Annotated in this window: 24 protein-coding genes and 1 riboswitch; of the genes, 16 read left to right on the forward strand and 8 right to left on the reverse strand. The window is 26.3% G+C overall.

Going from position 1 to position 25,400, the window contains the following annotated elements; translation table 11 throughout:
• Positions 1–94: 94 nt before the first annotated feature.
• The 7 genes from IGS63_RS02195 to IGS63_RS02225 all read right to left on the reverse strand — a co-directional run bounded on the left by IGS63_RS02195 (position 95) and on the right by IGS63_RS02225 (position 7,529).
• The gene (locus IGS63_RS02195; protein ID WP_190615410.1) at positions 95–322 is read right to left on the reverse strand and encodes a glycosyltransferase family A protein; all 228 of its coding nucleotides are present in this window, start codon (positions 320–322) and stop codon (positions 95–97) included.
• A gap of 33 nt (positions 323–355) precedes the next feature.
• The gene (locus IGS63_RS02200) at positions 356–2,014 is read right to left on the reverse strand and encodes a sugar phosphorylase (RefSeq protein WP_190615411.1); all 1,659 of its coding nucleotides are present in this window, start codon (positions 2,012–2,014) and stop codon (positions 356–358) included.
• 11 nt (positions 2,015–2,025) lie between these two features.
• Positions 2,026–2,826, reverse strand: coding sequence for a MurR/RpiR family transcriptional regulator (locus tag IGS63_RS02205; protein ID WP_190615412.1), 801 nt, complete (start codon positions 2,824–2,826; stop codon positions 2,026–2,028).
• Positions 2,827–2,875: 49 nt separating this feature from the next.
• A complete protein-coding gene (locus IGS63_RS02210; RefSeq protein WP_190615413.1) occupies positions 2,876–3,847 on the reverse strand; it encodes a carbohydrate ABC transporter permease in 972 nt (323 codons plus the stop codon).
• Positions 3,841–4,713, reverse strand: a complete 873-nt coding sequence (locus tag IGS63_RS02215) for a carbohydrate ABC transporter permease (RefSeq protein ID WP_190615414.1) — start codon at positions 4,711–4,713, stop codon at positions 3,841–3,843. The genes IGS63_RS02210 and IGS63_RS02215 overlap by 7 nt, the downstream gene beginning before the upstream one ends.
• Before the next feature lie 68 nt (positions 4,714–4,781).
• On the reverse strand, positions 4,782–6,065 hold the full coding sequence (locus tag IGS63_RS02220; protein ID WP_190615415.1) for an ABC transporter substrate-binding protein: 1,284 nt from the start codon (positions 6,063–6,065) through the stop codon (positions 4,782–4,784).
• A 165-nt stretch (positions 6,066–6,230) separates the two neighbouring features.
• Complete coding sequence (locus tag IGS63_RS02225; protein WP_190615416.1) at positions 6,231–7,529, reverse strand: glycosyltransferase family 4 protein; 1,299 nt, start codon at positions 7,527–7,529, stop codon at positions 6,231–6,233.
• Positions 7,530–7,644: 115 nt separating this feature from the next.
• On the opposite strand from IGS63_RS02225, the gene IGS63_RS02230 reads away from it, so the two are divergent.
• The 16 genes from IGS63_RS02230 (at position 7,645) to IGS63_RS02305 (ending at position 24,617) form a co-directional block, all read left to right on the forward strand.
• Positions 7,645–7,986, forward strand: a complete 342-nt coding sequence (locus tag IGS63_RS02230) for an ASCH domain-containing protein (protein ID WP_190615417.1) — start codon at positions 7,645–7,647, stop codon at positions 7,984–7,986.
• Positions 7,987–8,118: 132 nt separating this feature from the next.
• Positions 8,119–8,667 (forward strand): hypothetical protein, encoded by a 549-nt coding sequence (locus IGS63_RS02235; RefSeq protein WP_190615418.1) that lies wholly within the window; start codon positions 8,119–8,121, stop codon positions 8,665–8,667.
• Positions 8,668–8,766: 99 nt separating this feature from the next.
• Positions 8,767–10,317, forward strand: coding sequence for a COG1470 family protein (locus IGS63_RS02240; protein WP_190615419.1), 1,551 nt, complete (start codon positions 8,767–8,769; stop codon positions 10,315–10,317).
• A 13-nt stretch (positions 10,318–10,330) separates the two neighbouring features.
• A complete protein-coding gene (locus IGS63_RS02245) occupies positions 10,331–11,497 on the forward strand; it encodes a hypothetical protein (protein ID WP_190615420.1) in 1,167 nt (388 codons plus the stop codon).
• On the forward strand, positions 11,494–12,966 hold the full coding sequence (locus tag IGS63_RS02250) for a type II secretion system protein D (RefSeq protein WP_190615421.1): 1,473 nt from the start codon (positions 11,494–11,496) through the stop codon (positions 12,964–12,966). The genes IGS63_RS02245 and IGS63_RS02250 overlap by 4 nt, the downstream gene beginning before the upstream one ends.
• Positions 12,967–13,003: 37 nt before the next feature.
• Entirely contained in the window at positions 13,004–13,663 is a 660-nt protein-coding gene (locus IGS63_RS02255; protein ID WP_190615422.1) for a response regulator transcription factor, read from the forward strand.
• Positions 13,638–14,957 (forward strand): sensor histidine kinase, encoded by a 1,320-nt coding sequence (locus IGS63_RS02260; RefSeq protein WP_190615423.1) that lies wholly within the window; start codon positions 13,638–13,640, stop codon positions 14,955–14,957. Before IGS63_RS02255 ends, IGS63_RS02260 begins: the two co-directional genes overlap by 26 nt.
• A complete protein-coding gene (locus IGS63_RS02265) occupies positions 14,947–15,978 on the forward strand; it encodes a M42 family metallopeptidase (protein WP_190615424.1) in 1,032 nt (343 codons plus the stop codon). Before IGS63_RS02260 ends, IGS63_RS02265 begins: the two co-directional genes overlap by 11 nt.
• Positions 15,979–16,083: 105 nt before the next feature.
• Positions 16,084–16,247: riboswitch (cobalamin riboswitch) on the forward strand.
• A gap of 48 nt (positions 16,248–16,295) precedes the next feature.
• Complete coding sequence (locus IGS63_RS02270; protein WP_198423067.1) at positions 16,296–17,153, forward strand: YitT family protein; 858 nt, start codon at positions 16,296–16,298, stop codon at positions 17,151–17,153.
• A 156-nt stretch (positions 17,154–17,309) separates the two neighbouring features.
• Positions 17,310–17,957 carry a winged helix-turn-helix transcriptional regulator gene (locus IGS63_RS02275; RefSeq protein WP_190615425.1) on the forward strand — a complete coding sequence of 216 codons (648 nt, stop codon included), beginning with the start codon at positions 17,310–17,312 and terminating at the stop codon, positions 17,955–17,957.
• Positions 17,958–17,959: 2 nt separating this feature from the next.
• Entirely contained in the window at positions 17,960–19,111 is a 1,152-nt protein-coding gene (locus tag IGS63_RS02280) for a DegT/DnrJ/EryC1/StrS family aminotransferase (protein ID WP_190615426.1), read from the forward strand.
• Between the two features lie 2 nt (positions 19,112–19,113).
• Positions 19,114–20,418, forward strand: coding sequence for a nucleotide sugar dehydrogenase (locus IGS63_RS02285; RefSeq protein ID WP_190615427.1), 1,305 nt, complete (start codon positions 19,114–19,116; stop codon positions 20,416–20,418).
• Between the two features lie 10 nt (positions 20,419–20,428).
• Entirely contained in the window at positions 20,429–21,496 is a 1,068-nt protein-coding gene (locus IGS63_RS02290; protein WP_190615428.1) for a Gfo/Idh/MocA family protein, read from the forward strand.
• A gap of 99 nt (positions 21,497–21,595) precedes the next feature.
• Entirely contained in the window at positions 21,596–23,305 is a 1,710-nt protein-coding gene (locus tag IGS63_RS02295; protein ID WP_190615429.1) for an AAA family ATPase, read from the forward strand.
• A 66-nt stretch (positions 23,306–23,371) separates the two neighbouring features.
• A complete protein-coding gene (fabG, locus tag IGS63_RS02300; RefSeq protein WP_190615430.1) occupies positions 23,372–24,106 on the forward strand; it encodes a 3-oxoacyl-[acyl-carrier-protein] reductase in 735 nt (244 codons plus the stop codon).
• Between the two features lie 46 nt (positions 24,107–24,152).
• Positions 24,153–24,617 (forward strand): chemotaxis protein CheX, encoded by a 465-nt coding sequence (locus tag IGS63_RS02305; RefSeq protein WP_190615431.1) that lies wholly within the window; start codon positions 24,153–24,155, stop codon positions 24,615–24,617.
• A gap of 40 nt (positions 24,618–24,657) precedes the next feature.
• On the opposite strand, the gene IGS63_RS02310 is transcribed toward IGS63_RS02305, so the two are convergent.
• The gene (locus tag IGS63_RS02310; RefSeq protein ID WP_190615432.1) at positions 24,658–25,323 is read right to left on the reverse strand and encodes a class I SAM-dependent methyltransferase; all 666 of its coding nucleotides are present in this window, start codon (positions 25,321–25,323) and stop codon (positions 24,658–24,660) included.
• Positions 25,324–25,400: the final 77 nt, after the last annotated feature.

Genomic DNA, 25,400 nt, shown 5'->3' on the forward strand with positions numbered 1-25,400 from the left:
TTTATATGACCGAGTTTTCTTATTTTTTCTTTTAAATCTTTTAAATTACTATAAGAAAATTGTTTTATTTTTAAAGTTTTTTCAAACTTAGAAATTATTTTTTGTACTTTTTTTCTACTTCATATGATAATTCTTTATGTGTTGAAGCAGTTATAACTAAAATATCAAAGTTATAATATTCAATTTTTTTTAAGCTTTCAAGCGTTCTTTCTAAAGTTCCATCAAAATCTAAAGGAGTTGGATGATCAAAGATAGTATTAGAATCTTTTTTATTGGAAGGAAGTGTCCAATAAGTTGGAACAACTATAGTTACTTTTTTCATTTTAAAACCTCCATACTTTTTAAAAAAGGTGAACTAAAGTTCACCTTTTATCCACATATATTCATATGGTTTTATCTTAAATTCATTTTTTGTTTTTTCATCATTTATAAGGTTTATTCCTAATTTAAAGTACTTAGATAAATTTAATTTAATGCTTTCATTTGTAAAGTTATGTAAAATAAAAAAGTTTCCTCTTTTTATTGCAAATACTTTATCATTAATTTCTAAAATTTCTTGTTCAGCTAATGGTGAAAATTCTTTATTATTATTTCTTATTTTTAACATTTTTATCATTCCATAAAAAACCTTATGTCTTAAAGAATTTTCCTCATTTAATTCTAATCTTAATGTATCATAATTTAATTTTTCTCTATTTATACTTCTATTTATTTTTGTTATTTTTACACCTTCATTCCAATTTCGAGATCCAAGCAAACTATGTATATATATACCTGGAATTCCTTTAAGTGCTATTGCGATTGAATATGCACCTAAAAATTTTTTTATGTTTTCTTCTAATTCAATATCTTTTTCATATAAAGCATCAAAATAATTTATATTCATTTCATATGGTTCTTTTGTTCCATCAGCATTATTTTTATAAGAAACTAATCCTTCATTTTCTAATGTATTTAAAACCATCTTTTTTATTTCTTCAGAATTTAATATACCTTTTACAGGCATTAATCCTATACCATCGTGCGATGCTAAAAAATTAAAAAATGTAGTTTCATTGGATTTATATTCTAATTCCTTTGCCCATCTTGTTATATATTTAGAATTTTGCGATAAAAAACTATATAAAACTAAAGGAGGTAATGTGAAGTTATAAACCATGTGTGCTTCATTATAACCATTTCCAAAGTAACTAACATTATCTTGGTGAGGAACATTTGTTTCAGTTACTATTTTACAATCTCCTATTTTTTCTAAAATTTCTCTCAATAATTGTATAAATAAATGAGTATTAGGATGATGTATGCAATTAGTACCTATTTCTTTCCATAAAAAACCAATTGCATCAAATCTTATTAATTTTGCTCCATTTTTTACGTATAACATTAAAATTTCAAGTATTTCAATAAATACTTTTTCATTTTTATAATTTAAATCTATTTGATCTTTACTAAATGTAGTCCAAATTTTTTTAATTCTATTTGAAGTTTTATATTCATTTAAAAGAGGTAATGCCCTTGGTCTAAAAACTTTAGATAAGTCTTTTGAATCTTCAACTTCTATAAAATAATTTTCAAATTTTTTGTTTCCTTTTAAAAACTCTTCAAACCACAAACTTTTTGCTGATATATGATTTATTACAGCATCAAACATTAATTTATAATTTTCTGAAAGAATTTTTATATCTTCCCAATTTCCAAGTTCTGGATTAACTTTTTTATAATCTATAACAGAAAATCCATCATCAGAAGAATATGGAAAAAACGGTAATAAATGCACTGTATTTATACTATTTTTTATATACTCATTTAAAAATTTATATAATGTTTTAAGTGGAGCTTCATTTTCTTTTTTTATGGAATCTCCATAAGTAATTAATATAGTGTCTTTTTCATTAAACTTTTCTTTTTTTATATTATTCAACGCATATTTCTTTATTAATTTTTTTATATTTTCATACAAAAATTTTGAATTTTTAGGATATAAAATTTCCAACTTTTTTTCTATGGAGTTCACAAAACACCTCCTTAAAACCTTTTTGGTCTTATTACCTTACTCAACTCCTCAAAATGTTTATTATGATTTTTTTTCATTAGCATTGCATTGTACAAAATATCCATTAAAAATACTTCTCCTATCCTACTTTCAATAAACTCATTTTCATGTGGAGAAGCTACTGTATATAAAGCTTTTTTTACTATTTTACTTAATGGTGAATTAACTCCAGATGTAATACCAATAGTATAAGCTCCAGCATCATTTGCTATTTCTGTTGATTTATAAGTATCTCTTATAAATCCAGAATGACTTATTGTAAAAACTGTATCATTTGAGGTCAAAGATGCACTAACCATAACCTGTATGTGAGGATCAGAATAAGCAACAGCTGAATATCCTAAACTTGAGAACTTAATTGCAATATCTTCAGCAATAGGAGCCGATCTTCCAACAGCAAAAAATATTAATCTATTACTTATTAATATTCTATCTATTATTTCGTTTATTGTATCGATATCTAAATTTTTATAAATAGTATTTATCGTTGAGATTGTTTTATTAAAGTAAGATTCATAAACATTACTACTCTTTTCTATTGTTGATTCTGAGCTCATCTCTCTAACTAACTCTAATTTAAATTGCTGATATCCATCAAATCCAGCTTTTCTAACTAATCTATACACAGTTGTTTCACTAACTCCAGACCATTTTGAAAGTTCAGTTATACTATAATGTATAGTATCATCTGGTCTTTCTATTATATAATCAGCAGCTTTTTTTTCTGATTTTGTAAGTGAACTATAAATACCTTTAAGTTTGTTGATTACCATAAATATCCCTCTTTTCTTTAATGAAGTATGTAATTATTATACAACAAACTTACTCCTTTACTCCACCAGTTGTCAATCCACCAGCAAGATATTTTTCCATAGTCATAAATAATATTATTACAGGAACAGCTGTTAAAACTGATGCCGCCATCATTTTTGTCCAAATTGCATGTTCAGAATTAAAAATTTCATTTAATCCTATTGGTAAAGTATGAAATTCTGGATAAGGTCTAATAAAGATTGATGCAAATAAATATTCATTCCACCCTATCATAAAAGCATAAATAAATACAGTTACTATAGCTGGAAGAGATAATGGAATTATTATCTTATATATTACCTTTAATCTTGAACAACCATCTATTATAGCAGCTTCTTCAATTGTTTCTGGAATAGTTCTAAAATAATTACCAAGCATATAAAGAGAAACTGGTAATGTTTGTACTATATAAATTACAAATAAAGAAAGCATTCCTTTTATTCCAGAATTAGTCATACCCATCTTTACAAATATTTGATAAAGAGGAACTGCCAATATAGTTCCACCAAATAAATAAACTAATAAAACACCTCTTTGTATGTAGCTTCTTCCAGAAAATTCTATTCTACTAAAGGCATATGCTCCAAAAATAGAAATTATAACACTTATTAAAGCACTTATTCCTGCAAGTAATAAACTATTTTTAAAAAACCTAAGAAATGGAAAAGAGTTCTTTTTTCTTTTAGAATATATTTTTTCCAAAACTTTTTTCTTTTGTTCTTCTGGCATGTTTTTTACTAAATCTAAAAGTTGTTTATCTTCATTTGAAAGTTCTTCACGAATTGATTTTTTTAACCCCAATAATTCTTCATAAGCATTCAATGTCGGTCTTTTTGGTATTAATCCCTTATCAAAAGCATCTGTATCGTACCTAAAAGATACAGATACCATCCATAAAAATGGATAAATAACAAAAGTAACCAATAAAACTATTAAAAACCAAAAGAAAAAAGTTCTTATAAATGATTTTTTCTTTACCATTTCAACACCTTCTTCACGTAAAAACCTATTAAACTAAACATTACTACAAATAATATAGTTGCAATAGAAGCCGCAACTCCTTGTTGTGGAAGTCCTGAAAAAGCCTTTTCATAAATATATATTGGTAATGTATTGGCAAATTTTGACATTAAATAAACTTCATCGAATTTATAAAAGTTCCATATTCCTCTAAGCAATGCTATAGATCCTATTACAAAATAAAGCTCTGGAAGAGTTATATTTAAAAATTTTTGCCAAGATGAAGCTCCATCTAATTCAGCTGCTTCATAATAATCATCTGATATGGATTGTAATCTTGAAAGAATCATTAAATATACAAATGGAAAATTTCTCCAAATATTAAAAATAGATACAACAATAAATGCATTGTTTGGATCGTTTATCATATCTGTTCCTGAATTAAATCCAAAAATAGATAAAAATTGTACTAGTGGACCATCAATTGGTAAGAATACATACTTCCAAGAAAACACAATTGCAATTAATGGTGTTACATATGGAAAGAGTAATAATCCACGTACAATACTTCTACCAGGAAATTTTTTATTCATTAAAAGTGCTACCCCAAGACCAAGCAATATGCTTCCCATAACTGTTATCAAAGTAAAAGCTACTGTTGTTCCAAATGATTTCCAAAAGGATAAATCAGATAAAACATTTAAATAATTTTGTATTCCAACAAATGTGTTTTTTTCTCCAAAATTTAATGATACTTTAAAAAAACTTAAGTATATATTATATAGTACTGGATATAAAATTAAAAATCCTATTAAAATTAATGTTGGAGAAATTAACTTCCACCCAAAAGTTTCTTCTTTCCTTTTTAAACTTGTATATTTAACCATAAAATTCCTCCTCAAATTATCTTGAGAATATATAAATTAATTAAAAGATGGGGTTTCCCCCATCATTATTACTTACCCAAAACTCTTTTTGCTTCCTTTTGTGCCCATTCTGCAGTTTGTTGTGGAGTCCAATTATTTGCAAACATATAATTTATAGCTTTTCCAATTACAAAGTTAGCAGAAAGTTTACTCATATCAGAAATAACTTTTCCGTTAACAAATTCAAATCTTTCAACACTGTCTAAAGCACCAACAATTTCAGAAATTTTTTCTTTTCCATACCTTGATAAAATTGGATTATCTAAAAATTCAGAACTTTCAGCAACACTCTTTCTTGTTGGATTCATTCCACCTGGTGCCATATGTAACCAATAAACATAGTTCTTTGGTGTCATTAAAAATTTTACAAATTTTTCTACTTCTTCTGTATTATTTGAAGTTTTTAATATTCCTAATCCAACCATTTGACCATAAGATGTTGGTCTTATATTAATCATTTTATTTGCAAAACCAGTATTTAAAACAAGTTTTGGATCAAATGAGTTAATTCTACTCTTTTGTACATCTTCAACTGCTATATCATCCATTATGTATGTTGAATAAAAAATCATAGAAGCTTCTCCAGCAAGATAACCTTTCAATGCATCTAAAACTGTTGTATAACCAGGTTTTGCATATTTATTTAATTCTTTATAGAATCTAAATGCTTCTATCATTGCTTTAGAAGTAAAGGTTATATTTCCATTTTCATCAATAGGTCTTGCACCATTTGCCAAAGCTATTTCTGTAAAAACTTGTTCTGCATAAGAATCAGCTTTTTTTGGTAAAATTAATCCATAAACACCTTTTGCTGGATTATTTAAAGATTTTGCAGCTGTTAAAATATTATGCCAACTTAAAGGATATCCTAAATCTTTACCATCAAACCAATCTTTTCTATACCATATACCTTGTACCCAAGCATGAAATGGTATTCCAAAATTACTTTTACCATTACTCAATAATCTAGAAGCACCTGGATAAACATCTCCAAAGTCTTTTATTATTTTTGATGTTAAATCTTCATTCATATAGCCACTACTTGCTAAAAGTAATAAAGGTTCAATTCCACCTTCTAATAAATCTGGTAATGTTCCTGAATTTTTTGCTACAGGAATTTGTTTCAAGAGATCATTTTCTTGTATTGGAACAACTTTAACCTCTATACCTGTTTGAGCTTCAAATATTGTTGCAAGAGCATTTATCCTTTGTTGTCTATCAGATTCTGTTTCTGTAGTCCAAAATGTTATAGTTTTTGAAAATACAAACAATGAAATCGAAAGAACAATAATTAAAACAATTAACTTTTTCATACTTCCCCCTCCTATGTTGAGATTATTTTTTTCTTTTTTTTAAAAAAACAGAAAGTTTTCTTCAAAATTATAGAATATAAAAAATTTTTTTCAAAATCTGTTTTAATATATTTATATCAAATTAATAACAATTAAGAATAATTAATTAATAAAATATCAAAAATATTAATATATTATTTTTAATAATAATTTTTCTAATGTTTGGTATGAATAATATTTTTTTCCCAAATTAAAATTATTTTGAACTATATCATTATACTTGTTTTTATCATACAATATTGAAATAATTTCATTTGACGCCTTAATTAAAGTATTTTCATTAACTTCATAAAGATCCTTTTTATTTTTTCTTGCATTATCTCCAAGACTAACATACTTAAAACCATTTTTGGCTATATCTTCTTTAAATACTGGATATTCATACATTAATATTGGTTTCATAGCAAATAATGCTTCTAAAAATTGATTTCCAAAACCCTCTAGTATACTTGGATAAGTTACAAAATCTGAAATTGCATAAAAATCCCACAAAGAATACTTTTTATCTTTTCTAATATCTTCACATATGTCATTTGCAAACAACAAATTAACATTTTTTTGTTCAGCTTGCGCTTTTAATAAATTTGTATATTCAAATTCTTCTTGTAAACCCGGTAATAAAAGATAAATTTTTGAATCTTTATCAAATTTTTTTCCATTGTATAAAGTTCCTTGTTTAGCTTTTTTTTGCACCAAACTCAATGTATCAATCGCAAGTTCTATACCTTTTCTTTTAACTACTCTTGTAGCTTGTAAAAATACAATATCATTTTCTTTTATTCCTAATTTTGAATAAATATTTTTATTGTATAAATCAACCTTCCAAAGTTTTTTATCAAAGTCAAATACATTTGGTACAATATAAGAATTAACTTTTTTCTTATTGTATAAATTTTTTTGAGCAATTGAATTAATCACTATATGTTTTATTTTTAATGGTGGAAAAAACTCATTCAAAAGTTCTTTAACATATTCAGACGTTGGATTTTTATAATAATCTCTTTCCCAATAAAAATCATGATGATGTGCATAAACTTTTATTTTATTTTCATGACAAAATTCCCATAAAGCTTTTGCTGCAGAAAGATTATGACCTAAAGACCAAATATTATTTACAACTATTAAATCAAAATCCTTTAATAGTTTTAATTGTTTTTTTATTTCATTAGAAAGTTTATTTATTTCTTTTTCAAGTTTATCTTCACTCCAATCATCCAAACTTATATAGCTTTTCTTTTTTATTATTTCATTACTTTCTTCACTATATGCTAATAGAGGAATTTGTATTCCACTTGCATTTCCCATTTCTCCACCAATTAAAAAAACTTCATTTCCCATGCTTTCAAGAACATTTTTCCATTTATTCATTTCAAGTGAAACTCCATCTGTTTCCCCAACTCTATAATGTAAAAGACCAATCTTCATAAATCACCTCCTGTATATTTTTTTCTTTTTTTAAAATAAAAAGAAAACTTTCTTTTTATTATAGCACTTTTCATATGGTATAATCAATTGATATCTAAAAATATTGGAGGACAGCATGGTACACCAAATGAAATTAATAGAAGAAATGTTTGAAAAAATAAAAAACAAAGAAAAAAAAGTTGAAATTAGACTATTTGATGAAAAAAGACAAAAAATAAAAGAAGGTGACATTATTATTTTTTCAAAATTACCCAAATTAAATGAAACTTTAAAAGTCAAGGTATTTAATTTGAAAAAATTTAATACTTTTAAAGAAATGTTTAAAACTCTTCCAAAAGATATTTATGGATATAAAGATATTTCTTTAGAAAAATTTTTAAGTATGATATATGAGATATATTCAATAAAACAAGAAAAAAAGTATGGAGTGCTTGTAATTGAAATTTCAAACTTATAACTATGTAAATTACCTTTTAATATTAAAGTTATCTTAATATAATTGAATTGAATAATTTACATTTGTGTTTTTTTTTTTACATAAAAAAATTATTATTTAATAAATGAGACATTAAAAGGTGAGGTGATTTTTATGAAAAAAGTACTTGTATTTTTAATGGTATTAATTGGAATTACAGTTTTATGGGCTGATAATACTCCAACATTAGTTAACAACTATGCAGAGTTTTCAAATGATGCAACAACACTTGCTGCTAAAGTTAAAGTTTTTGTTGATCAATGGTATAGTGCAACCTTTAAACCTACACAGTCTTTAACCTTTACTAGTGCAGGAAACTGGGATGGCGGAGATCATTTAGGTGAAGGTTTAGGAACATTTTCAATACAATCAAATGGTGAAGTATTAATGAAAGTAAAAATAGATCCATCTGAAACAACATCAGATATTTATTCAGCTATTTCAGCTTTAAGATTAATACATAATAATGATAAAGATAATCCTTTAACAGAAACAAATCCAAAAGAAATTGCTTTTACTCTTTCTCAAGATGATGCTTTGTCAACAAATGTTTATGATATAAGAGCAGATTTCAATATTGATAGCAAATTAAAAGCAACAGGAAATGATAATTACGTAATATTTTATGTTGTTGATTTTCAACCAAATAATAGATTACCATGATCTTCATAAAAACATGGGGCTTTTTAAGCCCCTTTTGTTTTACTATAATAAAAATATGATAAAATATAAAAGACAAAATAAATTTAAGGGGGTTTTTTAATGAAAAAATTATTAGTTTTTTTAGTAATTTTTAGCTCTATATTATCATTTAGTTTCATGGTTCAACCACTTGTTCAAAATATTGAAGCAAAACCCGGAGAAGAAGTTGAAGTACAATATGTTATGTCAAATACAACTAAAGTAAAAGAAGATATAAATTTAAATATTACTGGTGTTTTTATAAATGAAAAAAAAGATGGATGGGTATTAGATCAAAATTATTCAAGATCTGCTGCAAACTGGATAGAATATAATCCAAATATAACGCTTTTACCAAATGAAAAAACAACACAAAAATTTAAAGTTAAAGTTCCTTTTGGAACTGCAGGAAGCTACTTTGCTGCATTTAACTTTTCTTCAAATGCTCCTGTTACTTCTGGTCAAGTTGCATACAAAATGAATTTTTTAACTGTAGTACAAATATTAGTTAGTGGACAAGGAAGCAAAGAAAAGATAACTGTATCTTCTGCAACACCAACCTTAATAAAAGAAAATGGAGAATTACTTGGTATAAATTTAGACTTAGATGTAAAGAACCCTAGTGATTGGGTTTCTTCTGTTTGGGGAAGAATCGATGTTAAATCAGATCAATTAAGAAAAATATTGGCATCAATAGATATTCCAGAAGAAAATGGTACCTTTGTATCTCCTAAAAAGGGCAAATCTTTAAACTATAAAATAAATAAATTATTACCACCTGGTGATTATAAAATACAAATGGCTTTAAGTTATGGTTATCATAAATATTATTTTGGAAAAACAACTTATGAAAGTACCTTTACAGTTCCAGCTGAAATTGAAAAAAATAGAAAATCTCTATTTTTAAGTACTGATTTAAAAGAACTTTACACAAAAATAGAAAAAAGAAATTCATCTAGAGGTTTACAAGTAAATCCTAAAAATCTCACATTAAATATTTTAAATAATGATTATGTAGAAGCTATAGTTACTCCAAGAATAAATGCTACTTTCAATCCAAAAGGATCTGATAATAACTTTAATAGATTAATAAATCCAAAATTTGTTCAAATAAGACCTTTAAGAGATATAAGAGCAAGACCTTACACAGAAAGAGGTAATTCTTTAAGAATTATGGCTGATTATAGAAGAGCAAATTTAGAAAATTTAAAAGGTGAGTACTATGGAAGTCTTGAATTATCTGCAAAAGGTGAATTAAAAGATAAAACATTAACTAAAAACTTAACTGTACCAATTATAATTGACTTTGGAGATAACACATATAAATTTAATTCAAATGCCACATTTGAAGCGTCTACTTTACTTATAAATGTAGAAAATAAAGGAAATTCAAGAGTTAAATTTGATGCCTCAATATTTGTAATGAATTCAAAAACTGGAGAAAAAATAGGTGATGACATAAACTTAAAAAACTTAATTGTATATCCTAATTGTTCTTATACATTAAAACAAGATATAAATAAAATAGGTGATGCAGATAAAATAATTATAAAATACAAATATTTAGATGGATTTGATACAAATGGAAATCAATTATATTCTGAAAAAACATCTGAAATAAAAATAAAATAATGGGGTGAACTCATTGAAAAAAATTTTAATAAAAAGGCTTTTAATACTTTTAATTTTAATTATATTTTCTACCTTTAATTTTGCAAATGCAAATTTATATAGTGTTTCTTTATTTCAAGAAGATTTAAGAACAGCAATAAGTAATCTTGCTTATGATACGGGAACTACAATAATAATGGATCCTAAAATCGCTGGATTTGTAACTTTAGATGCTGTTGATAAACCATTAGAAACTTTATTGGATATGATTTTAATGCCTTTTGGTTATGCTTGGAAAAGAATTGATGATTATATATTGGTTGGAGTTCCCGATCCTTCAAGCGGAACTTCCATCCATTTAAATGATACTTATGTAATGAAAACAAGATATTTAACTCCAAAAAGTTTAATGCAACTTTTACCAAGATATTTTCAAAATTTTGTGTCATACAGTGAACAAGATAGGAATTTTGTAGTTATAAATGCTCCACCTAAAATTGCTGGAACTATTGCAAATACTATAAGAAAAATAGATATGGGAAGAGCAGAACTTTCAATAGAGGTTAAAGTTGTTCAAATAGATACAGAAGAATTCAAAAAATGGAATATATCAAAACTTGAAATAACTCAACCTTATGATAGAGGAAATGGTTATAATAATAGCCCTCATACACAACTTTCAGATAAATCTCTTGATTTTCTTGCAAATTTAAATGGAGTAGACTATGGATTAATCATAGACAAAGCAATTTCAGAAGGGCATGGAGAAGTTGTTTCAAACTCTAAAATAAATGTTATATCTGGTGAAAACAGTACATTATCTGGAAAATTAGTACAGTCAACAAATGATCAAAAGGTAGTTGGAGAGTATTCTGGTTTTGAATTAAGTCTTTCTCCATATTTAATGTCTGGAAAAAAAGTAAGATTAAATGCAACTGTATTATTAAAAGATAAAAGAAGTGTTGAAAATGATTCTTATCTTGAAAATAAGATACAATCAACTTTTGTTTTGGATCTTGAAGAAGAAGGTACAATAGCAGCTTTTAATTATTCAACAGTAGTTCAAAAAAGTATTGGAATACCATTTTTATCTGATATTCCAGGTATTGGTTCTTTATTTAAAACAAGTATAGATAAAAAAACAGATCAACAAATAATCTTCTTAGTTAAATGCTATGCATCTGGTGGTGAAATACAATGATAATAAAATTAAAAAAACAATTTATAATCTTTTTTATTTTAATATTAATTCCAATGTATATATTTTCTTCATCTAAAATAATAGATATAAATTTCTATGAAACTCCTTTAAAAGATGCAATACAAAGCATAGCAGATGGTAGTAATTCTATTATAATAATTGGCCCTGAAGTTAAGGGAAGAGTTACGCTTTCAGTAAGAGGTTTAAGTGTTGATAGTGCTTTAGAATTAATTCTTTATGGAACGACTTATGACTACAAAAAAATATCTGAAGGTATTTATGTTGTAGGAACATTAGAGGCTCAAAATAATATTTCGATGTACTTAAATCAACCTAATATAATTAAATTAAAGTACATAACAACCGAAAATATAAAAAATGTTTTATCTCAATATGGAGAACGTGTAAAGTATATAGATGGAGCAGACTTTATAGTTGTATATGGTAATGATAAAATAGCAAAAAAAATTACTGATACAATAGAAAAATTTGATAAACTCGGTAATGAATATATCTTTTTGTACAATATTTACTCATTAACTCAAAGTGCCTATCAAGCTATACAACAATTAAACTACTATGATTTTCCTGTAAAGTTTGAAAACTCATTGAATTTCTTGCAAAAAAACTTTACTCGTCTAACAAGAATAGAGCAAACTGGTTTTATAGAAACTACAAACTATGCAAAGTTTTCAATTGGTATAGATTTTAGTAAGTTAAATGGTCAAATTGCTATAGAAAATAATTTATATTCTTTAAAAACATCTATAACAACTCAAGATTCAACTGTCTTAAATTCATTTTCTTCAACTCAAAAAGTTGGAGATACTATATATGCAGCATACAATATAAATGGAGCCTTTTATTTAATTGTTTATAATTTATTACCTGAAATTCAAACATCTTTAACTAAACCAGTTGGAACTTATGCCAAAGTAAATACAGGAATTGAATATACAAATAAATTATTATATACTGCAGGCTTAAGCATAAGTGACAAATATGTACAATTTAGTTATGATTTCAATAAAGATTTTAAAATTTTATTTAAAAGTGATATTGTTTCGGGAATAAATGGTGAAATGGAAGCTTCATTAGATGAAAATTCAAAATTAAATACAAAAATTTCATTTATAGAAGAACAAAAATTTGATCCATTTTTTATGCTTGGAAAGGTATCTTTGGGAACTTCATTAACTATAAAAAATAATGAACTTTCTCCAGAACTTTCAAATCTTGGATATAATCTTGGACTTTATTGGGGATTTATGAAAGATGTTTCTATAATAAAATATATTAATTTTGGAATTGGTTTTGATTTAAATTATGATTTTAATAAATTTAATATACTTCCTGAATTTTTAGTAAAAAACAAACTCAGTTTTGATAAAACTTTAATGTATTTAAACTTCAAAATAAATAAAAATCTTAATTATGACATCAATGGTTATGTGAGTTTTGAATTCTAAGACGGCTTCTGCCGTCTTTTTTTGAAAGGAGTAATATATGTATAATATTTTAATAGTAGAAGATGATGCGTCTATTGCAAGGTTACTTGAATTAGAGTTACAACATGAAGGTTATAAAACATTAATTGCAAAAGATGGTGAAGAAGCTGTTGAGTTTTATGGAAATTTTAAGCCTGACGTGATATTATTAGACGTAATGCTTCCAATAAGGAATGGCTTCGAAATTGCAGAAATAATAAGAAATTATGATAAAGATGTTGGAATAATAATGTTAACTGCAAAAGGCGAGTTAGAAGATAAGGTAAATGGTTTAAAAAATGCAGATGATTATATAGTAAAACCTTTTGAAGTTGAAGAAGTTTTTGCAAGAATAGAATCTTTATTAAGACGCCTTGGAAAAACAAAAAATAGTATAAAAGCTGGAGATATAGAATTATTTCCAGAAAGAATGCAAGTTTTTATAAAAGGCAAAGAACTTCATTTAAGTTTAACTGAATTCAATATTTTAAAAACATTATTATTGAATAAAAATATCGTTGTTTCAAAAGAAAAAATTTTAGAAGAAGTTTGGGGATATGAAGATGAAAACCTAAATATAGTTGAGGTTTATGTTAATTATCTTAGAAAAAAACTTGGAGATTATGGAAAAAAAATAAAAACTGTGAGAGGTGTTGGATACGTTATCAGAGAAGATTAAATCTAGTGCTGTTTTAAATCAAGCAATATTTTTTACTATTATGGTTTTTATTATAATAACCATAATAACTTTTTCTATGAAAATTCTAGTATCAACAACAGCATTGCATGGATACTCAAAAGCTTTAATTAATCAAATAAATCCAAATAAAATACTAAAAAATGATGAAACTGATATATTTTCAAAATTTTTAGAAAATACAGATATAATAAAACGAAGTTTTATGGAAAATAAAATAGTAATATTGGATAACAAATTAATTAATGATCCTTACAAAATAATAGATGAAAACTTTAGAATACCTGGAACACCAGTAGCAATTAAAAAAAATGGAATATACTACATATTTGTAGGTTTACGACTATTTGACAACTCAAAGATGATAGTTGGAGGACCTTCACTTGAATTCACTGCAGTTATGGGAGCTTTTAATTATATATCAATTATAATATTAATATTTGGATTAATATTTTCAATAATAATTTCATATTTATTAGCAAAAAAATCTTTGAGTCCAACTATAAAAATTTCAAAAAAACTCTCTAAAATTAATATAGAAAATTTAGAAAGAGTTCCAGAACAAAAAACTATTGAATTTCAAGTATTAGCAAATCGATTAAACTCTATGTTAGACAGAATCGAACAAGGATATGAAATTCAAAAACAATTTGTTTCAGATGTTTCCCATGAACTAAGAACACCTTTGACAACATTAAATGGTTATATTAAAATGTTAAAGCGTTGGGGAAAAAATGATGAAAAATTATTAGAAGAATCAATAGAAAAAATTGAAACATCAACCAATTATTTAAAATCTATGATAGAAAAACTTCTAATTTTATCTAAACCAGACTTTAATCCTGAAATATCTATTTTTAATATTTCAGATGCAATTAAAGAAGTTTTAAAACTATATAACACTCAAGAAAGAAAATTTATAGAAAAAGGAACATCCTTTAATGTAGAAACATCCTTTGAATACTTAATTATAATACTTAAAACATTAATAGAAAATGCAGTAAAATATTCGGAAAAAGAAATAGAAATAATTTATGATAAAAATTCAATAATTATTAAAGATTTTGGTATTGGTATACCAGAAGATAAAGTTGAACATATATTTGAAAGATTTTATCAAGCTGATACTTCAAGAAAAGATTTTGGGCACGGATTAGGTCTTTCAATAGCAAAAAAATTATGTGAAAAATTAAATATCAAAATTGTAGCAAACTCAAAAATAAATGAAGGAAGTTCATTTAAACTTATGTTTGGAGGAAAAAATAGTGAAAATTGATATGGAATATACCTTAAACTATTTAAAAGAAATAATGAAAGTACATAGTCCATCTGGAGATACAGAAAAAGGCATAAAAAATGTAGAAGAAGAGTTTGATAAACTTAAAATATCTCATAAAAGAACTAAAAAAGGGGCTATTATAGCAACAATAAAAGGAAAAGATGATGAACATCATAAAACTATATCAGCTCATATAGATACACTTGGAGCCATGGTTAAAGAAATAAAAAATAACGGAAGATTAAAAATGGCGCAAATAGGAGGTTTTTCTTGGACTTCTGTTGAAGGAGAAAATGTTATAGTAAAAACATTAAATGGAGAAGAATATACAGGAACAATTTTATTTGATAAACAATCTGTACATATACATGGAATGATTCCTCGTGAAACAATTAGATCTGATGAAAATATGGAAATAAGATTAGATGAAGACGTAAAAAATAAAGATGACGTTTTAAAATTAGGAATTAATGTTGGAGACTTTGTTTACTGCGAAACAAGAACTACTATTACAAAAAATGGTTATATAAAATCAAGATATTTAGATGATAAAGCCGCCGTTGCAATAATTATGGGCATTTGTAAGTATATTAAGGATAATAATATAGAACCAAAATATACAACTCACTTTTTTATAAGTAATTATGAAGAAGTTGGTCATGGAATATCTGCTATTCCAGAAAAAACTGATGAATTTATTGCAATAGACATAGGAACGGTTGGACTCGGTCAAAACTCTGATGAATTTTCTGTTTGTATTTCAGCAAGAGATACATCGGGACCTTATGACTTTTCATTTAGAAAAAAATTACAAAAAATATGTGAAAAAAACAATATACAATATAAAGTAGACATGTATAATAGATATGGTTCTGATGCAAGCAAACTAGTTCATCAAGGTGTTGATGTAAATTATGCACTCCTTGGGCCTGGTGTAGATGCTACACATCATTATGAAAGAACTCATATAAAATCTTTAGATAATACTGCTAAACTCTTATTAAACTATATCGTTTAATTTAAATTAGAAGGTTTACACGTAATATAATCTTAGCAAATTAAAAATTATATAAATTTTAAAATAATTCATCTCATTTTATTACATGTATATATTACAAATAAATAATAAATTTAGAATTAAGGCATTTAGGAATTTGGTGAAAATCCAAAACGGTCCAGCCACCGTAACTGAGAACGAACACTACAAAATACCACTGAGAAATCGGGAAGGTGTAGTTAGTAGAATGATACAGAAGTCGGGAGACCTGTCTTAATTCAATTTTTATCTCAATTTCTTGGTTTGAATTGAGAAAAATTTTTATATGGAGGTATATTATGAAAAAAATTATTTTTAAAGAGTATTTTTTTGCAACTATTGGAGCTTTATTAACTGCATTTGGACTTGCTGTATTCTTAATGCCACATGATATAGCTTGTGGTGGAGCAAATGGTCTTGCAATTGTTTTAAACAGTGTAATTCATGTTCCAGTTGGTATATTGATGTATGGTGTCAATATTATTCTATTTATCCTTTCATTTATTTTTATAGGAAAAGAGTTTGGAGCAAAAAGTATATATTGTACTTTTATTCTTAACTTTTTTGTTGATATGTTTGATAGAATACTCCCTATACCAAAATACACTGGAAATGATATGTTTTTAGCTGTATTTTTTGGAGTTGTTATATCTGCTGCAGGTATGGCAATTACTTTTTCACAAAATGCATCAACAGGTGGAACTGACATAATTGCTAAAATATTTAATAAATATTTTGGACTTTCACTTGGTATAGGTCTTTTAATGTCTGATTTAATTATAGGTCTTCTTGCAGGAATTGCATATGATCCAACAGTTGGAATGTATTCTATTGTATCAGTTATTATAAATGGCTTAACAGTTGATTTCATTATTAGAGGAATAACAACAGATGTTACAATGATGATAATATCTGAAAAGAAAAAAGAAATATTAGAATATATCTTAAAAGATTTAGATAGAGGTGCATCACTTATAAACGCTGAAGGAGCTTATTCTGGACAAAAAAAACAATTTATATATGTAGCTTTAAGTAGAAGAGAAAAAAATGAAATGATACATAAAATTCAATCGATTGATCCAGATGCTTTCATAACTGTACAACCAATTTCTACGGTAATTGGATATGGTTTTAAAAACTTCAAACAAGTAATATAATTTTTTAATTTTTATCTTATACGACAAAAATATGCAAATTTGATAAATCAATTTGCATATTTTTTTATACTAAAAATTATTAAAAAATAGTAATAGTTGACAAAAAATTAAAAAAATGATATCATTCACTTAGTGAATGAATAATCGAGGTGTAATATGTTTAAATTTGAAGAATATTCTTTTTTTAATCCATCACCAAACTTTAGAGAAATGGTTCTTTTACAAATAATATCAAAGGATTCTAATGTATCTCAAGAAATACTTGCAAAAAATGCTGGAATAGCGCCGTCAATGGTAAATAGATACTTAAAAGAGTTTGAAGAAAAAAAGTACATAAACAAAGTTGGAAAAACGAGAAGAAGTATGCAGTATAAATTGACTGAAGATGGAATAAAGAGATTACAGTTTTTAATAGTTTCTTATACCAGCGAAGTATCGAAGATGTATGCAGAAACAAAAATATCTTTTGATGGTGTTTTATATCAAATAAAAAATAAATCTTTAAAGAACATATATTTATACGGTGCAGGTGTTGTTGGAGGAATACTTTTAAAAGTTTTAAATAGTGAAAACATAGAAATAAAAGGCTTTATAGATGAATCACCATTAAAAATAGGAGAAAAACTTTACAATATAAAAATTTTTTCTCCAGAATCAATGAAAAATAAAAATTATGATGCAATTATAATAGCTTCATTTAGACATTATGAAGAAATATTGAAAAAAGCAAAAAACTTTGGATTAAAAAATATACAAATTTTTAAAATAGACAATGAAGGAAAGGTTTCATTGAAGGAGGCTTAAATATGAAAGTACCACTTTTTGATATGACAAGGCAGTATGAAAAAATAAGAACTGAAGTTTTAAATACAATTGATGAGATTTTTAAAAGCGGAAAGGTTGTTCTTGGAAAACATGTAAAAAATTTAGAAGAAAATATAGAAAAATATATGAATGTTAAAAATGCAATTGGTGTTGCAAATGGTTCAGATGCACTTGTTATTGCTGTAAAAGCTTTAAATTTAAATCCTGGTGATTATGTAATAACAACACCTTACACATTTTTTGCAACTGCAAGTTGTATAGTTAGAAATGGATTAACTCCAATCTTTGTGGATATAGAAGAAAAATATTATAACATAGATTTAAATGAAGTAGAAAGAATTTTAAAAACACATCCACAAAAAGAAAAAATAAAGGCAATAATACCTGTTCATTTATTTGGAAAAACAGTTGATATGAAGAAGTTATTAGAACTCAAAGAAAAGTATAATTTAAAAGTAATAGAAGATACTGCACAAGCAATAGGAGCTGTTTGGTACGATGGAGACAAAAAGATATATGCAGGAACTGCAAGTGAGTTTGGAACTATATCATTTTTTCCAACAAAAAATCTTGGTGGATATGGTGATGGTGGAATGATTGTATCAAACAATGACGAACTCTCTCAAAAAGCAAAGTATTTGAGAGTTCACGGAGCATCAAAAAAGTACTATCATGATGAAGTTGGATTTAATTCAAGACTTGATGAAGTACAAGCAGCTATACTTGACATAAAATTAAAACAGTTAGATGAATACATAGAAAAAAGAATAAATGTAGCAAAAATATACAAAAAGCTATTTACAGAAAATGGACTAAATGAATACATAGAGTATCCAGAAGTATTTAAAGATAGAACGCACGTTTATCATCAATATGTTATAACTTTAAAGAGTGGAAATAGAGATGAACTATTTAAACATTTAAAAGAAAACGAAATTGGAACTTCAATATATTATCCAAAAGGACTTCATCTTCAAAAATGTTTTGAAGATCTCGGATATAAAGAAGGAGATTTTCCTATTACAGAAAAAGCGTGTAAAACAACAATAGCTCTTCCAATATTTCCAGAATTAACAGAAAAAGAGCAAGAACATGTTGTAAAAACAATAAAAAATTATTTTAAGGGGGAATAAAAGTGGCATTAATAGATAAAATAAATGATAAAACAGCAAAACTTGGAGTAATAGGTCTTGGATATGTTGGACTACCTCTTGCAGTAGAAAAAGCAAAGGCTGGATACAATGTAATTGGATTTGATGTTCAAGAAAGTAAAGTTAAGATGGTAAATGAAGGTATTAATTATATAGGTGATGTTGTAGACAGTGAATTAAAAGATTTAGTAAAAAATGGAAAAATAAAAGCAAGCACAAATTTTGATGAACTTGAAAGTTGTGATGCTGTTATGATATGTGTGCCAACACCACTCGATAAATTTAAACAACCAGATTTAACTTATGTTGAAGCATCAACAAGAGAAGTTGCAAAGAGAATTCACAAAGAAATGCTCGTTGTTTTAGAAAGTACAACTTATCCTGGAACAACTGAAGAAGTTATGCAACCAATACTTGAAGAAAGTGGATTAAAAGCAGGAGAAGATTTTTATCTTGCATTCAGTCCAGAAAGAGTGGATCCAGGAAATATAAGATTTAAAACTAAAAATACTCCTAAAGTAGTAGGAGGTGTATCAGAAGCTTCAACAAAAGTTGCAAAAGCTTTATATGAAAGTATATTAGATGCAGAAGTATTCTGTGTTTCTTCACCAAAAGAAGCTGAAATGGCAAAGATACTTGAAAATTCTTTTAGAATAGTAAATATAGCCTTTATAAATGAAATGGCAATAGTTGCAAAAAAAATGGGAATAAACTTGTGGGAAGTAATAGATGCAGCTGCAACAAAACCATTTGGATTCATGCCATTCTATCCAGGTCCAGGAGTTGGCGGTCACTGTATACCAATAGATCCATTTTATTTGACTTATAAAGCAAGAGAATACGATTATCATACAAGAATAATTGAGATGTCTGGAGAAATAAATGATTATATGCCAGAATACGTTGTAGAAAGAGTAATGGACTTGTTGAATGAAAATAAAAAGTGTATGAATGGCGCAAAGATAGTAATGCTTGGTATAGCATATAAAAATGATATAGATGATATGAGAGAATCTCCAGCATTAAAGGTTTTAGAACATCTTGAAAAGAAAAGAGCAGATGTTACAGTAGTTGACCCTTGGGTAGCTGAATTTAAATGGAATGGAGATACTGTAAAAACAGTTGAATTAACAGAAGAATTATTAAAAAATGCTGATGCAGTAGTTGTAACTACAGGTCACACAAATATAGACTACGACTTTGTTGCAAAAAATGCTAAAATAATCTTTGATACAAAAAATATAATGAAAAATGTAAAAGAAAATAGAGAAAAGATAGTTATATTATAGGGGGAAAAACATGCTAAGATGGGCAATAATAGGTTGTGGAAGAATAGCAACTAAAAAACATACAGAAGCAATAATAAACAATAAAGAAAATATAGAGTTAGTAGCTGTTGCAGATATAATAGAAGAAAGAGCAGAAACCCTTGCAAATATAATAAAAGATGCTGGACTAAAAAAACCAGAAATTTATACAGATTACAATGAAATATTAAAAAGAAAAGATATAGATGGAGTATCAATAACAACAGAAAGCGGAAAACACTATGAAATAGCAATGAAAGCTATGAACAATGAAAAACACGTTTTAACAGAAAAGCCTATGGCACTATCTACAAAACACATGGATGAAATGATAAAACTTTCAAAAGAAAAAAATTTAAAACTGGGAGTATGTTTTCAAAATAGATTCAATCCTCCCGTACAAGAACTTAGAAAGAAAATTGAAAATGGTGATTTTGGTGAGTTATTTCATGGTCAAATATCTATTAGATGGAATAGAAATAAAGATTATTATGAACAAGCAAAATGGAGAGGAACATGGGAGATGGATGGAGGAACTCTCATGAATCAATGTACTCATGGAATAGATTTACTAATATGGACCTTTGGTGGAGAAATAGAATCCATAACAGGAAGAATAGAAAACTTCAATCATGATTACAATGAAGCAGAAGATTTTGGAAGTGCAATAGTAAAATTTAAAAATGGTGGAGTTGGAATAATAGAAGGAACAGCAAATGTTTATCCAAAAAACTTAAATGAAACTTTATCGGTATTTGGTGAAAAAGGAAGCGTTGTTATAGGTGGTCTTGCAGTAAACAAAATAGAAACTTGGAAGTTTGAAAATGAAGATGGACATCCTTATCAATCATTGCCAGATCCAGATACTGTATATGGTGCAGGACACATTCCACTTTACAAAGATTTCATTGAAGCAATCAATGAAAATAGAAAACCATATGTTAGTGGAGAAGATGGGAAAAAAGCAGTTGAAGCTGTATTAGCAATTTATAAATCATCAAAAACAGGAAAGACTATAAACTTTCCATTTGAATTTTCATCAATAGAAATGAAAAAATAACAGACGTTGTCTGTTATTTTTTTTACTTATATCTATTATAAACTTGTTTATTATTATTCAATTACTCAATTGTGTTATAATAAAACAGAGGTGATCAAAATGAAAAAAGTACCATATGGACTTCAAAATTTTAAAAAAATACGAACTGAAAATTTTTACTATGTAGATAAAACTAAGTATATAGAAATAATTGAAGATATGCCAGAATCATATATATTATTTTTAAGGCCAAGAAAGTTTGGTAAAAGTTTGTGGCTCGACACTATGAGTAAGTACTACGATGTTAAGTACTCAGATGAGTTTGATACTATCTTTAAAGACTTATACATACAAAAACATCCAACACCTAAAAAAAATAGTTATCATATTTTAGAGTTTAATTTTTCTGGATTGAATACAGACAGTAAAGAAGAGTTGAAGTATGGATTTAAAGATGAAATTTATGAAAAATTAGATACTTTTATATATAAGTACAACTTAAATATTACATTAGACAAAAGTAAAAATGAACCTTCAGAACTTTTTAGAGAGTTTATAAACAAATATAACAAACTAAACTTAAAAACAAAAATATACTTATTAATAGATGAATACGACCACTTTGCAAATGAACTTTTGAGTTTTAAACTCGATGAATTTAAAAATATCGTCAGTAAAACAGGTTTTGTTAGAAAGTTTTATGAAGTAATAAAAGAAGGAACACGATCTGTTATAGACAGACTATTCATAACAGGAGTAGCACCAATAACCTTAGATAGTTTAACGAGTGGATTCAACATCTCAAAAAACATGTCAACAACTTTAGAATTAAATGAAATGATGGGATTCACTGAAAGTGAAGTCAAAGATATTCTGAAAGAATATCAAATAAATGATGATATTTTACAAGATATGAAGTTTAGCTACAATGGATACATGTTCAATAAACATGCAAAAAAAAAGGTTTATAACAGTGATATGGTCTTATACTTCATCTCTGAATACAACAGAGAAAAGAGAAAACCAGAAGATATAATAGATATGAATATAGCAAGTGACTATAAAAAAATACAAAATTTATTTAAACTTGGTGAAATCGTTGGAATAAATACAGAAAAAAATAGCCATGAAGTTGTAAATGAACTTTTGAATGAAATACTATTAAACTCAAAAACAGAAATAGAAGTATTAACACAAGCCTTTAACATGGAAAGAAAACTCGATATAAAAGATATAAAAACCTTACTCTTTTATTTAGGATTTTTAACCTTTGAAAAAGAAAACTTTTATACATACTTAAAGATACCAAACTATTCAATGAAAAAGTTATATTCAGAGTACTTTGTAGAATCAATAGAAGATAGAGCAAAGAGTTATATAAATACAGAAAAGTTAGAACTTGCAGTAAAAAGGATAGTAATAGATGGAAACATAAACCCATTTGCAAATGAAATAGAAAATGTATTGAAAAAACTATCAGACAGAGACTTTCAAAGCTTTAGTGAAAAACATATAAAGATGCTACTGTTTAGTTATTTAATCTTAACCCCCTGGGCATACGTTAAAAGCGAGTATCCAGTAGAAAGTGGATACATAGATTTAGCAATGTTTAAAAGATACGAAGAAGTACCCTACAATGCAATAATAGAATTAAAATACATAAAAAAGAAAGACTATACAGAAAAAATATATCAAGAAAAGATAAAAGAAGCAGTAAATCAAATAAAGAGATATGAAAAAACCATAAACAAAGAGTTCAATGGGCCATTAAAAAAAGTAGTGATGGTCTTTGTTGGAAGAGAATTAAAGTATCTTGATGAAGTTGAATAAATAACTCCTTATTATGGCACAATGTTGCTTTATACAATATAGTAAAAAAATAAGGAGGCTAATAATATGAAATTAAATGAAAAAATAGCAATTATAACTGGTGCATCAAGAGGTATAGGTTACGAAATAGCCAAAAAATTTGTAGAAAATGGTGCAAAAGTAATAGCTTTTGATGTTAATGAAGAAGGATTAAAGCAAGCAAAAAACACTTTAAATAATTACTATCCATATGTTGTTGATGTTACTGATTCTAAAAAAATAGATGAAACAGTAAAAAAAATTAACTCTGAATTTGGAAAAATAGATATATTAGTAAATAATGCCGGTGTAACTAAAGATACACTTCTTGTAATGATGAAAGAAGAAAACTTTGACTTTGTAGTCAATATAAACTTAAAAGGTGTTTTTTTAGTTACTAAATCTGTGGCAAAAGTTATGAGAAAACAAAAATCAGGAAATATAATAAATATTTCAAGTATAGTTGGAATTGAAGGAAACATAGGACAAACTAACTATGCTGCAACTAAAGCAGGGGTTATTGGAATGACAAAAACATGGGCAAAAGAAATGACTATGCGAGGTGAAAATGTTAGAGTTAATGCAATTGCTCCTGGATTCATACAAACTGCTATGACAGATAAATTAAAAGATGAAATGAAAGAAGCAGCAATAAATAGAATGTGTATAAAAAGACTTGGAACAGCAGAAGATATATCAAAAACAGCATTATTTTTAGCTTCTGATGATTCAGCTTATATAACAGGTCAAGTAATTAGAGTTGATGGTGGAATAACTTTATAATTTTTATGGTATAATTTTTACGTGAGAGAAAGAGGAGGTAAAAATTATGGTAGACATAAAAATTGTAAATGCTGTTTTATCATCTTTAACTGCAACTTTTAAAGCAGCAGCAAAAAGTGTTGTTAAACTTCAAAAACCTGAATTAGTAAAAGATATTGGAGAAACAAGAGCAATAGTATCTACAATTGGTTTTAATGGCGTTCTTGAAGGAAATGTTATTTATACACTTTCAGAAGATACAGCAAAAGGCATTGTTGGTAATATGATGGGTGGAATGATGGAAATCACAGAAATAGATGAACTTGCTTTGAGTGCCATTGGTGAGCTTGGAAATATGATTTCAGGTGCAATAGCAATTTCTCTTGAAAAAATTGGCTATCCAATAAATATAACTCCACCTTCTGTTGTACGTGGTGCTGATATGACAGTTAGTGTTAATGGAAGTATTTTAAAGTTTTCTGGTTTCATTGAAGAAACAAAAGAAATAGATGTTTATATGGTTATAAAATAATAATAAACTACTACATTTTTTATATGTAGTAGTTTTTTTATTAAATAGTAAAACTACTTTTAAAGTATAATAATGCTCCATTTTCATAATTATAAGATTTAAAATTAAATCCATTTTTTTCAAAAATTGATTCCAACTTTTTTTCAGAATATAAAGTACCATTAATTTTACTATTTCGATAATTTTTTTCTGGTACAGGAACAACACCTATAAATACACCTTTATCTTTCAAAACTCTTTTAATTTCTGTTAAGACTTTATCTAAGTCATTAAAAAAATTTATAGCCAAATTACACAAACACACATCAAATTTATCATCTTCAAAAGGTAATTCTGAAGCATTTGCAAGATACAGTTCAAAATTTTGAAAACCATTTACATTTAAATTTTTAATAGCATTTTTTAATAATCCTTTACTAATATCTATACCATAATAAAAATTTGATTTATTTAAAAACTTAGATATAGAAGCATTTCCACATGCCAAATCTAAAATAATAAAATTATCAAATTTTTTAAGTTCAGAGTTAAAAAAATCATAATGTTTTTCAAGAGAACTACCAAATTTTTTAGGAAACACTGATTTTTTCATTATATTATCATAAAAAAAAGAAAAAAGATCTCCAAGCCACGGTTTGTATTTTAACAACTTGTTAGATTTATAAATATAATTAATATTACCTTTCTTAACAACTTCAAAATTCATAATCTCACTCCCTATTTTTTTAAATAAGCTATGGAATTACATATAATTTCACGTTTCACCTTCAAGAGTGTATCTTT

The sequence above is a fragment of the Tepiditoga spiralis genome (genome assembly GCF_014701195.1).
Classification (GTDB): domain Bacteria; phylum Thermotogota; class Thermotogae; order Petrotogales; family Petrotogaceae; genus Tepiditoga; species Tepiditoga spiralis.